Annotated in this window: 14 protein-coding genes and 1 tRNA gene; 11 read left to right on the forward strand and 4 right to left on the reverse strand. The window is 53.2% G+C overall.

Features of this window, described 5'->3' with window-relative positions; all coding sequences use genetic code 11:
• The first annotated feature begins 8 nt into the window (after positions 1-8).
• Positions 9-788: an SAM-dependent methyltransferase gene (locus tag AC6I9Z_RS11670; RefSeq protein WP_461455997.1), complete on the forward strand. Its 780-nt coding sequence runs from the start codon at positions 9-11 to the stop codon at positions 786-788.
• Positions 789-824: 36 nt separating this feature from the next.
• Here the strand turns inward: AC6I9Z_RS11670 and AC6I9Z_RS11675 are convergent.
• A tRNA-Ser gene (locus AC6I9Z_RS11675) sits at positions 825-914 on the reverse strand.
• 186 nt (positions 915-1,100) lie between these two features.
• Here AC6I9Z_RS11675 and AC6I9Z_RS11680 point away from each other — a divergent pair.
• From AC6I9Z_RS11680 to AC6I9Z_RS11720, 9 genes are all read left to right on the forward strand, one after another.
• Positions 1,101-2,141 carry a lytic murein transglycosylase gene (locus AC6I9Z_RS11680; protein ID WP_461455998.1) on the forward strand — a complete coding sequence of 347 codons (1,041 nt, stop codon included), beginning with the start codon at positions 1,101-1,103 and terminating at the stop codon, positions 2,139-2,141.
• Complete coding sequence (locus AC6I9Z_RS11685; protein ID WP_461455999.1) at positions 2,125-3,183, forward strand: septal ring lytic transglycosylase RlpA family protein; 1,059 nt, start codon at positions 2,125-2,127, stop codon at positions 3,181-3,183. The genes AC6I9Z_RS11680 and AC6I9Z_RS11685 overlap by 17 nt, the downstream gene beginning before the upstream one ends.
• Before the next feature lie 52 nt (positions 3,184-3,235).
• The gene (locus tag AC6I9Z_RS11690; protein WP_461456000.1) at positions 3,236-4,396 is read left to right on the forward strand and encodes a D-alanyl-D-alanine carboxypeptidase family protein; all 1,161 of its coding nucleotides are present in this window, start codon (positions 3,236-3,238) and stop codon (positions 4,394-4,396) included.
• A complete protein-coding gene (tmk, locus tag AC6I9Z_RS11695; protein ID WP_461456001.1) occupies positions 4,393-5,019 on the forward strand; it encodes a dTMP kinase in 627 nt (208 codons plus the stop codon). Before AC6I9Z_RS11690 ends, tmk begins: the two co-directional genes overlap by 4 nt.
• A gap of 4 nt (positions 5,020-5,023) precedes the next feature.
• Positions 5,024-6,052 (forward strand): DNA polymerase III delta subunit-related protein, encoded by a 1,029-nt coding sequence (locus AC6I9Z_RS11700; protein WP_461456002.1) that lies wholly within the window; start codon positions 5,024-5,026, stop codon positions 6,050-6,052.
• Between the two features lie 72 nt (positions 6,053-6,124).
• The gene (gene metG / locus AC6I9Z_RS11705) at positions 6,125-7,699 is read left to right on the forward strand and encodes a methionine--tRNA ligase (protein WP_461456003.1); all 1,575 of its coding nucleotides are present in this window, start codon (positions 6,125-6,127) and stop codon (positions 7,697-7,699) included.
• Positions 7,700-7,701: 2 nt separating this feature from the next.
• Complete coding sequence (locus AC6I9Z_RS11710) at positions 7,702-8,478, forward strand: TatD family hydrolase (RefSeq protein WP_461456004.1); 777 nt, start codon at positions 7,702-7,704, stop codon at positions 8,476-8,478.
• Between the two features lie 20 nt (positions 8,479-8,498).
• Positions 8,499-9,263, forward strand: a complete 765-nt coding sequence (locus AC6I9Z_RS11715; RefSeq protein ID WP_461456005.1) for an MBL fold metallo-hydrolase — start codon at positions 8,499-8,501, stop codon at positions 9,261-9,263.
• Positions 9,264-9,265: 2 nt separating this feature from the next.
• A complete protein-coding gene (locus tag AC6I9Z_RS11720; RefSeq protein ID WP_461456006.1) occupies positions 9,266-9,886 on the forward strand; it encodes a retropepsin-like aspartic protease family protein in 621 nt (206 codons plus the stop codon).
• Between the two features lie 75 nt (positions 9,887-9,961).
• Here the strand turns inward: AC6I9Z_RS11720 and AC6I9Z_RS11725 are convergent, their stop codons facing one another.
• Positions 9,962-10,417, reverse strand: a complete 456-nt coding sequence (locus AC6I9Z_RS11725) for a hypothetical protein (RefSeq protein ID WP_461456007.1) — start codon at positions 10,415-10,417, stop codon at positions 9,962-9,964.
• A 91-nt stretch (positions 10,418-10,508) separates the two neighbouring features.
• The gene (locus tag AC6I9Z_RS11730; RefSeq protein ID WP_461456008.1) at positions 10,509-10,691 is read right to left on the reverse strand and encodes a hypothetical protein; all 183 of its coding nucleotides are present in this window, start codon (positions 10,689-10,691) and stop codon (positions 10,509-10,511) included.
• 161 nt (positions 10,692-10,852) lie between these two features.
• Between AC6I9Z_RS11730 and AC6I9Z_RS11735 the strand changes: the two genes are divergently transcribed.
• Positions 10,853-11,530, forward strand: coding sequence for a nitroreductase (locus AC6I9Z_RS11735; RefSeq protein ID WP_461456009.1), 678 nt, complete (start codon positions 10,853-10,855; stop codon positions 11,528-11,530).
• Positions 11,531-11,541: 11 nt separating this feature from the next.
• Here AC6I9Z_RS11735 and AC6I9Z_RS11740 read toward each other — a convergent pair whose 3' ends face one another.
• Positions 11,542-12,672: a serine hydrolase domain-containing protein gene (locus AC6I9Z_RS11740; protein ID WP_461456010.1), complete on the reverse strand. Its 1,131-nt coding sequence runs from the start codon at positions 12,670-12,672 to the stop codon at positions 11,542-11,544.
• Positions 12,673-12,760 lie beyond the last annotated feature (88 nt).

The following is a 12,760-nucleotide window of genomic DNA, read 5'->3' on the forward strand; positions in this document are numbered from 1 at the left end:
AAAGTAAAATGGTTATGAAGACCCTGCTCAACGAGGTGGCCTATGCGATGGAGGCGCCGGAGTGCCTGCTGCCGCACTTGCCATATCTGCTTCAGGACTTGCCCTCGTTGAGTGGTTCTGAGGACGACATTGTCAAAATTCTCAGCGAAGTCGGCTTCCCAAGTGGCGGCACTGTTCTGGATCTGGGGTGCGGACGAGGGGACATAGCAACCCGGGTGGCGCGGGCTTTTGAAGCCGAAGTCACAGGCGTAGACGGTCATCCGCCGTTCATCGATATTGCGCGGCAGTCGGCGAAGGAAGCGGGGCTGCAACAGCGCTGTAGATTCGTCGCGGCCGATTTGCGCCAGTCGCTCGCCAAACCTATGCGTTACGATGCCGTTTTGATGATAGCGGTCGGACCGGTGCTTGGCGATCCCGCCAAGACCATGAGCATGCTTCGCACCGTCGTGCGCGATAGCGGTTGGATCATCATCGACGATGCATATCTGGATGACGGCGTGCCTCCATCGGAGGATTATGAAGGCTATCTCGGACGGGAAGCGATGGAGGCGGGACTTATCCATTTCGGCGATACAATCGTCGCGCGGCGGACACGAAGCCCTGCCGGCAGGGCGTTCAATGCGCTCGCGCTTGATGCCATTCCCAAACGCGCCGCCGCGCTTGCGGAACTGCACCCGGAACTCACAGACGCGATCAGCCAATATGTCGCGAGACAGATTGAGGAAGTTGCACTGATGGATGGTCCGGTGGTCCCGACATTGTGGGCGATACAGAAAACTACCGCTTGATATCACAGCGCACTTCGCTTCAACCTCTCAGCTGGCTGGCGGACAGGGTGGGATTCGAACCCACGGTACGCTTGCACGCACGCCGGTTTTCAAGACCGGTGCATTCAACCACTCTGCCACCTGTCCGCTCTAGCCGAAAGCCTCCTAGCGCCCTCTTTTTAAAAGCGCAAAGATTATTATAGCTATTGCATGTTCCGGCTGAAAAAGCCGTGATATAAAGATTATCCGGCGGGTCGTTGTTCGTGTGCGATATTTAGGGATTCCCCTGAGAGTCAGTTTGTGCGACAACATGTTGAAGAAGGGAAGTTTTCCATGCGTTTCACCTCTGCGATTGCCCTCAGCGCGCTTGCATTTTTCAATTTACCCTATTCCCACAGCGACAATGCTGCGGTTGCGCAGTCCACGAGCGGCTTTGATAGCTATATGCAGCAAGTCGGCCGCAAGGCTTTGCAACAAGGTGTCAGCCAGCGCACGCTGGACAGGGTCTTACCCAGCCTGACCTATAATCCCCGCGTCATTCAGCTTGACCAGTCGCAACCTGGCGGCCGGCCCAATAGCGCTATTCCGCCCTTCGCACCGTATAAACGCCGGCATGTTGATGCCGCACGGATTAACGGCGGTAAGGCAAAATACCGCCAACTCATTTCAAAACTGGCCGATGTCGAACGCGAATATGGCGTGCCGGGACCGATGATCATGGCAATTTACGGTCATGAGACCAATTACGGCCGGATTACCGGGAATTTTGATATTCCAAGAGCCCTCGCAACCTTGGCCTATGAGGGTCGGCGTCGCACCTTGTTTGAAGCGGAATTTCTCGCGGTTCTGAAGATGATCGATAATGGTGTTCCGCAGTCCGCCATGAAGGGCAGCTGGGCAGGGGCCATGGGCAAACCGCAATTCCTGCCCTCGGTTTATCTCCGGCTTGCCAAGGACGGCAGCGGAGACGGTTATGCGGACATCTGGAACAGCGAAGCCGATGCGGTTGCGTCAATCGCCAACTATTTCGTGAACGCCGGATGGCGGCGCGGTGAGCCTTGGGGCATTGCCGTGCGGGTTCCTGCGTCACTCAACCGGGACGCAATAAAAAACAAAACCAAAGCCGTGCGGTGCCCCAGGGTACATGAACGGCACAGCCAGTGGAAAAGCATGGCCGAATGGCGCGCGCTGGGTGTCGCGCCTGTAACGGGACGGCGTTTGAGCAACAACACCATGGCAACACTGCTGGAGCCCGATGGGCAAGGAAAGACCGCATATTTACTAACCGGCAATTATCGTGTGATATTGGACTATAATTGTTCAAATTTTTACGCGTTATCAGTGGGGCTATTGGCAGATGAAATTCGCAGTTAGAATATTAAGTGCCAGCGCACTTGTCGCTTTGCTCGGCAGTTGCGGCACGATTGATGGTGTGAATGACAATGCCGATGTTCGCGTTCCAACCCCGTCTTCCGGTTCCGCATCAAGCGGCATAACCGACTATCCGGTCAAGATCGGTAAACCCTATCAAGTCCGCGGCAAAACCTATACGCCGGAAGATGTCTCTAGCTATGACAATGTCGGCTACGCCAGCTGGTATGGTGACGAACTCGCCGGCAATCCGACCGCTAATGGGGAGCGGTTTAACCCGAACGGCATCAGTGCTGCCCATAAAACGCTGCCGCTGCCGAGCTATGTCGAAGTCACCGCTCTGGATACCGGACGGACAATATTGGTCAGGGTGAATGACCGCGGCCCGTTTGCGAATGATCGGCTGATTGATCTCTCCCATGGTGCAGCTAAGCAGCTTGGCATCGATCAACAAGGCGTTGCAGGTGTACGGGTGCGCAAAGTCAATCCGAATGAGCAGGAACGTGTCGTCCTGCGCAACGGCGGAGCCGCCACCGAACGGATAGCGACGCCAGATTCCCTGTTGACCATTCTACGCAAAAATCTCGCCAAATTGCCAACACCGGATGCAGTAGTCCAACGCGCCAGTGCTCCGGCACCAGGCAGGGCAGTCAATAATAGCGGCATTGGTGCTTCTTATGTCCCGACATCAAGTTCCGCACCGGTGCAGGCTGGTTCGCGGGATGGAAAATTCATTATCGAAGGCGCGGGACAGCAAGCTAACCCGCCAAAAACCGCAAAGAAGCGCACGGTAAAGCAGGCGGCGAAAAGCAAAGCCCCGATAGCAGCTGGCGGTTACACTGTTCAAGTCGCGGCATTCGGTAACAAGAACCGCGCCAATGCGATGGCTCGCAAAATCGGAGCAAAGGTTATGTCCGATGGCAGCGGGCGGATCTGGCGTGTGCGCTATGGCCCCTACGCCTCCGAAAATGATGCCAAAGCCGGGCTGGCACAGGCGCGAAAGCGCGGCTATAACGAAGCAAGAATCCTGCGTCCCGGAAAATAAAATCCGGTGTGCAGGTCCAATTGCTAACATCTGATCTGGAACCGGGAATTTAATGAACAGGACTTTTTGGGCGTCACTGCCGCTACTCGCCATTTCCTCTGCTGTCCTTGCGGCACCAGTCTATGAAACCGACGCACCGATTGCCTATATGACAGACCTGTCATCCGGCGCGATCCTGTTTGAAAAAAACGCGGACAAGCAAATTCCGCCCGCATCGATGGCCAAGATGATGACCGTCTATGTTGCTTTTGACCAGATTGAAAAAGGCAAGCTGACCCTCGACCAGAAAGTGAAAATCCAGCGGGCAACTTGGCAAAAATGGACCGGGCAGGGCTCCACGATGTTTCTCGGCGTCAATGACGAACCAACGGTCAAAGACCTGTTGCACGGCGTCGTCACACTATCCGGTAATGATGCCAGTGTCGTTTTGGCCGAAGCCATTGGTGGTACGGAAGAAAATTTCGCGGTTCTGATGACCAAAACCGCCAAGCGCATTGGCATGAAAAACAGCCGCTTTGGGAATAGCACAGGATGGCCGGACGAAGGCAAAACCCTGGTAACCGCGCGCGATCTTGGTATTTTGGGAACCCGGCTTTCTGCTGATTTTCCAAAGCTCTATAAGGATTTCTTCGGACTGACCGAGTTCACTTGGGGCAAAACCAACAGTGGCGAGCCGATTACGCAGCCCAATCGCAATCCTCTGCTCGGCAAAATCGACGGTGCCGACGGTTTGAAAACCGGACACACTGAAGAGGCTGGCTTTGGTTTTACGGGTTCTGCCGAACAAAAGGGCCGCCGTATTGTCTCCGTGCTGGCCGGACTGGACAGCTATAGCGGACGCAGCAATGAATCGGTAAAATTCATGAACTGGGGCTTCAACGCCTGGGAAACCAAAAACCTGTTTAAAAAGGGCACAAAGGTTCAAACGGCGGAAGTCCAGCTGGGCGATAGTTCTTCTGTTGATCTGGTTGCGCCCAAAGACTTGTTTGCCACACTGCCAAAGGGTTCTGACGGACAGCTCTCCATGAAAGTGCGCTATACTGGCCCAATCAAGGCACCAATCGCAGCGGGTCAGCAAATAGCAACCCTGCTTGTGTCCACTGATGATGCAGGTACCCAGTCTATGCCCTTGGTCGCAGCAGAGGCGGTTGAGGAAGCTGGTTTCTTTGACCGGGTCTGGGCTGGACTTAAATCCTTGCTGGGTTTCGCGTGACCGGACGTTTTATCAGTCTGGAAGGCGGGGAGGGGACTGGCAAGTCCACACAGGCCAAGGCATTGGCGACCGCTCTTGAAGGCCGGGGACTTAAAGTCCATCTGACTCGCGAACCAGGTGGTACGCCGGGTGCAGAGGTCATTCGCGAGCTTCTGCTAAGCGGCCATGATGAAAAATGGAATATGCGGACCGAGGCGCTGCTATTTGCTGCCGCAAGGTCTGAACATTGCGGTTCGCTGATCAAACCAGCACTGGAGCGCGGTGAATGGGTTATCAGCGACCGGTTTGTCGACAGCAGCCGCGCCTACCAGAGCGTCAGCGGACTATTGAGCGATGAAGATATCATGGCTTTGCACAGTGTCGGCAGCGAAAACCTGATGCCTGATCGCACTTTCATCCTCGATTTACCGGAAGAAGTCGCCGCACGCCGTGCCGACGCCCGGGACCGCGGGGACAGCGATCGCATAGGTGGCCGTGACAGCGACTATCATCGATCGGTCATGGCCAAATTCCGGCAATATGCCGACGAAGAACCAGATCGGGTAAAATTGGTCGATGCATCGCAATCACCAGAGGATGTAACAGCAAATTTGCTGCAAAACCTGACCGACCTGATAGGTTGACGGCATGACGTCATTCATCGGGCATGACAAGGCACAGCGCATTTTCCGGCAGTCTTTTGACAAGGGCACCCTGCATCACGCATGGATATTGGCCGGCCCCAAAGGTCTGGGCAAAGCGGGATTTGCCAAACAGGCAGCGCAGTTTTTACTAGATTCCGATATTCAGCGGCCATCGGATGGTGGTGGATTTGATCTGGATGACGAAAGCCAGGGTGCGAAACTGCTTGCCGCCCGAAGTCATCCGGACTTCCGGCTTGTCCAGCGGGGCGGCAAAACCGACAAGGAAGAAAAAAAAGCTCGGGAAGAGGGCGTGGATTCGCTGGAAGAGCATGAACTCAAGCGCAATATCTCTATTGCGCAAATCCGGGACCTGCAGTCACTATTCGCTACACAGGCTTCGATATCGACCTATCGGGTAGTCGTAATTGACGCGATTGATGATCTCGAACGCGGCGGCGCCAACGCGCTGCTCAAGAATCTCGAAGAACCGCCCAAGGACACAGTGTTCCTGCTGGTAAGCCATGCTCCGGAACGGCTATTGCCGACCATCCGGTCGCGCTGTCAGATATTGCGCTTTGATCCATTGGATGATGATCAGATGCGACAGGTGCTCTCAAGCGTCGCCCCTAAACTGGAAGAGACGGAATTAAATGCGTTGATCGCAGCAGGGGAGGGATCGCCGGGACGGGCTTTACAATATGTGGATGCCGGGCTGGCCGAGCTCGAAAATCTCGCCCGCGATATCATGCGCACCGGGGACAAAAGCAATCAGATCAAAAATGATCTGGCACGCAAATTATCGCTCAAGGCCGCAACGCTGCGATATCAGGCCTTTCTGGCCCGTGCGCCCAGCCTGATGGCCCAGCATATAAAATCCACCGGTAACAAGCCCAGTGGCAATGCGATCGAGCTCTGGCGCGAAGCCAGCGATCTCGCCGCGATGGCCTCTCCCAAGGCACTGGATAACCAGGCGGTTATATTTCGTCTCGGCAGCCTGATGGGATCGCTTGCCCAACGCGATGAGCGCGCATAAAGAGAAACGATAGACGTCAGGCCCTGTCACGATTCGAGCCGGATTTTGGAAAGGGATACAAGAAAGCAATTCATGTCCGATCCATTTTATATCACGACGGCGATCAGCTATCCCAACGGCCCGCCGCATATTGGCCATGCCTATGAAGCCATTGCAACCGATGCCATTGCGCGCTTTCAGCGTCTGTCTGGCCGCGACGTCCGCTTTCAGACCGGCACGGACGAACATGGCCTGAAAATGGCGCAGGCCGCTGCTGCCAAAGCTATCGCTCCACAGGAACTTGCCGATGAAATGGCGAATCAATTCATAGTGATGTGCGACAAACTTAACGTTTCTTATGATCGTTTCATTCGTACCACGGAAGCGGATCATCACAAGGCCAGTCAGGCTATCTGGCAGGCCATGGAAACCAATGGCGACCTGTATCTCGATAAATATGAAGGCTGGTACTCGGTTCGTGACGAAGCTTATTATGACGAAGACGAGCTGATCGAAGCCGAAGGTGAGGGCGGCACAAAGGAAAAGCTGTCTCCGCAAGGCACGCCGGTGGAATGGACGGTTGAGGAAAGCTGGTTTTTCCGTCTGTCTAAATATCAGGAACCGTTGTTAAAACTCTTCAACGAAAATCCGGGATTTCTGAAACCGGACAGCCGCCGCAACGAGATGATCAAATTTGTCGAAGGCGGCCTCAATGACCTGTCCATTTCACGCACCAGTTTTGACTGGGGCGTCAAAGTTCCGGGCAGTGAAAATCATGTGATGTATGTCTGGGTCGACGCCCTGACCAACTATCTCACCGGCCTGGGATATCCTGAGAAAACAGACCTTTATCCAAAATACTGGACCGAGGGCGGAGATATTGCGCATATTATCGGCAAGGATATCGTGCGCTTCCACACCATTTACTGGCCCGCTTTTCTGATGAGCGCAAATTTGCCGCTTCCCAAGCAGGTATTCGGCCATGGTTTCCTGCTCAATCGCGGGCAGAAAATGTCAAAATCGGTTGGCAATGTGGTCGATCCTATTGCTTTGGCCGATGCCTTCGGTGTCGATCAACTGCGCTATTTTCTGCTGTCCGAAGTGATTTTCGGCAAGGACGGCAGCTATTCCGCAGAGATGATTGTGACCAAGACCAATGCCGATCTTGCGAATAATTTTGGCAACCTGGCCCAACGTAGCCTTTCGATGATTGCAAAAAACTGCGATGGAAAGGTCCCTGAAGCGGGACCAAAAACTCAGGCAGAAGAGCAACTTATCAGCGATTTGAAAGCTTGTTTCGCCGATATGACCGCACTGATGGAGAACGGCGAGTTTCCCATCCACGCGGCCATTGATCTGCTGCGGGAACGGCTGAGTGCAACCAATCAGTATTTTGCTGATCAGGCGCCCTGGGCGTTGCGAAAGACCGAACCCGCCCGGGCTGACACTGTGCTTTATTATACCGCAGAATCCATTCGCCAACTGGCGATCATGCTGCGCTGGGTCATCCCGGAAAGTTGCGACAAAATGCTCGACCTTTTGTCGCAAAGTGCCGATGAGCGCGATTTTGAGCATATCGCTACCGCAATTGAATCTGGCCTGACAATACCGGCACCAAGCGGCATTTTCCCCCGTCTGGACATGCCCGCAGCCGATGGAGAAGGGTAATCATGCTCGTCGATAGCCACTGTCATCTCAATTATAAGGGCCTGATCGAAGAGCAGGGCGCTGTACTCGATCGCGCACGGGAGAGCGGCGTTACAGCAATGCTGAACATCTCGACCCGCGAGAGCGAATGGCGCGATATCGTGGCAACCGCAGAGCGCGAAAGCGACGTCTGGTCCAGCATTGGCATTCATCCTCACGAAGCCGATGCCCATCCTGATATTGATCTGGCGAAACTGGTCAAGGAAGCCGAACATGAACGCGTTATCGCCATCGGCGAAACCGGGCTTGATTATTATTACGACCATAGCGACCGCGATCGCCAGCGACAGAGCTTTCGCACGCATATTCATGCAGCGCGCGAGACGGGGTTGCCGATTATTGTCCATACGCGCGATGCAGAGGACGATACCGCAGCGATCATGGCCGAAGAAATGGAGCAGGGCGCTTATACCGGCGTAATCCACTGTTTCACCGCCAGCGAAGACTTCGCTCATAAAGCTTTGGATTTAGGTCTTTATATTTCCATCTCAGGCATCGTCACGTTTAAAAATGCCAAGGATTTGCAGGCAACAGCGGCAAAATTGCCGATGGACCGACTGTTGGTCGAAACCGACGCCCCGTTTCTTGCACCGGTACCGCACCGCGGAAAGACCGGAGAACCGGCTTTTGTGGCCGATACAGCCAAGTTTCTTGCTGAGTTACGTGGTGAGGATTATTCTGAACTTTGCGAGATAACCGCGGAAAATTTCTACCGTCTGTTTAACAAAGCGCGTCCCTGATTTTGACCCAGAAACCCGCAATGAAACTCACCGTTCTCGGTTGCGGCACATCCTCCGGAGTACCCAGAATCGGAAATGATTGGGGTGATTGCGATCCGAATGAGCCCAAAAACCGACGGAGCAGGGTATCGATCATCGTCGAAAGTCCAACCACCCGGATATTGGTCGACACATCACCGGATCTCCGCGCGCAGTTTCTGGCCTGCGACATTGATTATATCGACAATGTCATCTGGACCCATGATCATGCAGATCATTGCCATGGTATTGATGACTTACGGCAGGTCTTTCACAGAAAACGGGAGCCAATACCGGCCTATGCACGGCCTTTTGCGCTGGAAAGCCTGAAACAGCGTTTCGCTTACGCTTTTGATGGCCATAAATATCATCCGTCAATCTGCGACGCTCGATCACTCGCAACAGACATGGAAATTGGCGATATAACCGTCAAATGCGTAGATCAACCCCATGGCGGCATTACGTCCGCCGGACTGCGTTTTGAATATGGTGGAAAGGCGATATGCTATGCCACTGACTTCGGTGAAGTTACTGAAGATATGGAGAAATTATTCAAAGCCAGTGATGTGTTCATAGTTGATGCACTCCGCGAAAAACCGCATCCGACCCATGCACATCTCGGCATGACGCTGGATCTGATAAAGGCCGTAAACCCGCGGTTAAGCCTGCTGACGCATATGGACAAATCGATGGATTACAACCATCTCTGCGCCATATTACCGGAAGATATCCGGCCCGCTTATGACGGTTTTGTGATAGAGATTTAGACGTGACCGAAGATCAGAATATCAATCTTGTTTTTGCGATTGGCGCTTTGGTGCTGGTTGCCAGCGCATTGTTTTCCCGCCGCATCGGCTTGGGCGAGATTGTCCGGACCGCGCTGAGCTGGGTCGCAATATTCGCCATATTCATCGTCGCATTTTCCTATCAGCATGAAATAGTCGGCGTGTGGAACAAGGTAACCGGAGAATTGACCGGCGCAAACGAACAGCAAGTGGTCGGCGGGACGCTAAAAATACGGCGATCGTTAGATGGCCATTACTGGGCCGATGCTGAGGTAAACGGTATGCCAGTCCGGTTTTTGATCGACAGCGGTGCCACAACGACCGCCATGACACTCAAGACAGCTCGGGCGGCCAATATAGATATCAATGAAGGTGGTTTTCCAACATATCTGAACACCGCCAACGGAACTGTCGAGGCACAGCGCGGATCCATTCAGTCGTTGAAGGTCGGGCCAATGACGGCATTAGACCTGCCAGTGGTTGTGGCCGAAGCATTCGGCGATTCCAACGTTCTGGGAATGAATTTCCTGTCAGAAATGAAAAGTTGGCGGGTAGAGGGGCGTGAAATGATCCTGGAACCACATAATGCAACGCCCAATCAATAATTTAACATAATATATATTATCAACCAATTATTGATTGGATTGGAAGCCGGCCTTTTTCTTCAACCGCACCCTCTTCTAGCGGTTTGTTGAATCCAATGGTCTGAGCTTGAATGCAACTTCGGAGATTGCATTGGTGATCAAGAGCAAATCATCCACGCCTTTCTCGGCCAGAGAAATTTCTGGAATTTCAGCATTCGCATTCACAATGATCAACTTGTGTCTTTCGGCAATGGCCAGATATCTTTGCAGAACCTTTAATGGCATCGCCAACTCAATTGCCATTGATTCAATCGAGATGGTTCGGAGATCCGAAACCTCCAAAGCCAGAAGCATGTCGCAAACAGGATAAGCCGGAATACCATAATTCTTCTGAAAATGGCGTTCGACAAACTGACGGCAGGCAACCAGCTTGGAAACATAACTTTTATGCGCTTGATCAGAGAGTTTATCTTCAATGTTCCGGTCAAAAATGTCCGGTAACGGTACGATCGAGTTCAGCTGTTGCTGCTTTTTGTGATGGCTGTTTTTCATATCCTGTTGCCCACATGTTAAGCTTAGATTGAATCAGCTTTCAACCCCGATAGTTACGATCAGAGAATTTAAGTGAAACTTGGCATCTCATTTATGAACTAACTTCAGAGTCGGGTGTGCCTCCCCTACCTTCTATGTTCATTAAGATTTCACGTGCCTCGACAATCTTGACCGCGGCAAGATGGATATTCGCATCATCCAGCTCCCGCAATATCCCGTCAAGCGCATGGATGATCAATTGGCGGTTTTCCAGCTCTGCTATGGGTTTGGTCATTCAAAATATATGAACGATGGCGCTCGGTTGTGAAACCGACAAAACCAGGGTGATACCAGTAATTACAATTGTGAAAATATTGCTGAGAAGCAACCGTAATCGGGCTTCCCATTTTCACCGTTCTACGCTAGCGAACAGCGATATTTCTTACGGAGCTATCAATGCAGTTTGACGAAGTTGTCCTCGGACGCCGAAGCATCCGGGGGTATAAGCCCGATCCAGTTCCACAGGAGCTTATCGAAGAAATCATCGGCTTGGCGATGCGCGCACCGTCTTCCATGAATACGCAACCCTGGAATTTCTATGTGATCACCGGTGAGCCGCTGGAACGTATTCGCAACGGTAATACCGAGCGGATGCTCGCCGGCGTACCACAATCACGTGAGTTTCGAACGGGTGAGGCCTTTGCGGGGCCTCATCGCGAAAGGCAAATCGGCGTCGCCAAGCAGTTATTTTCCGCCATGAAAATCGAACGCGATGACAAGGATGCGCGGCAGGACTGGGTTATGCGCGGGTTCCGTCAATTCGATGCGCCTGTGTGCGTGATTATCACTTATGACCGCGTTCTCAATGGCAGCGACGACACACCTTTCGATTGTGGCGCTGTTGCGACTGCACTGGTGAATGCAGCGTGGTCGCGCGGTCTTGGTACAGTCATCAACAGTCAGGGCATCATGCAATCGCCAGTCGTGCGTGAACATGCAGGGATCGCTGATGATCAGGTTATAATGAAGAGTATCGCGCTAGGCTGGCCGGACGAGACTTTTCCCGCAAATGGCGTGGTTTCAACCCGCAAGTCGATTGATGAAGCCGCCACCTTTGTGGGCTTCGATAACTAGGTACCAGACCACTAAGTCTGAAGCGATGCATACATGGCGGCTGCCAGTCCAAATCCACGCGGGTCGCCCAGAAGGCCGCTTTCCATCTTGTTCATTACATAGGAAAAGCATAGCCGGGCATCCTGATCGATTATGACTGATGACCCGCCGTAACCACCCCAGAAACAGGTATTGGGGTTTGGGCTGATGGGCAAAAGGGCGCTGTTCAGACCATAGCCCATGCCAAAGACCAGCGGCACGCCCAAGACAAGATCGGTTCCCTCAGACTGCTTTTCGAAAACACGCCTGGTCCCTGCTTCCGACATTAAAGTCTTGCCAAATGCTTTACCGCCATTTGCCATGGCTGTTTGCGCGCGAACTATGCTTCTTGCATTTCCCTGACCATTGGCTGCCGGTATTTCGGCCGCGCGCCATTCCCTTTTTCTGGGCTCGGTGGCATCGACGGCGGGATTTGCAAATGTCCGTCCGGCAATAGTCTCCGGATCAGGAGAAACCGTGTCTTCAGGCGGAACCAGATTGCCAATCCGCTCATCCAATTCTTCACCTGCCCCTATATGAAAATCTGCATTTGTTGGTTCTGCAATTTCCTGCCGAAAGAAGTTGCCAATTGATTGGCCGGTCACCCTTCTTACGATCTCGCCAATAAGATGCCCCTGGGTAAGTGCATGGTAACCGGACTGGGTGCCCGGTTCCCACCATGGTTCCTGACGTGCGAGCGCACTGGTCATCCACTCCCAATCATAAAGCCTGTCGCCTTCAACCGGTTCCGTCATCCCGGACAGGCCCGCCATGTGGCTCAGAAAATGCCGGACTTCGACTGCCTCCTTGCCGCCTTGCGAAAATTCCGGCCAATATTTTGCAGCGGGCGCGTGGAGATCAACTTCCCCTCGATCCGCCAGCAGCAGCAGTGACATTGCCGCCATCGTTTTGGTACTGGACCACACATTGACGAGCGTGTCTTCCTGCCAAGGCTTTGTCCGCTCTTCATCCAGATGCCCACCCCACAGATCGACCACGAAGGCGCCGTCAAGCGTGATCGCAACAGAAGCACCAATATCGCCATGTTCACGAAAGTTGGTTTCGAAAGCCGCTTTGACTGCTTCAAAGCGGGGATCGCAATATCCGTTTATGGGGGCTGTCATTGAAACTCCGTTTGTTTTGTTAATCTGAAACCTCGCCAAGTTGTTGAACACAAACTGACAAATCATGCAATCAGCAGCTTTGCTAACG

This window comes from Parasphingorhabdus sp. (genome assembly GCF_059726685.1).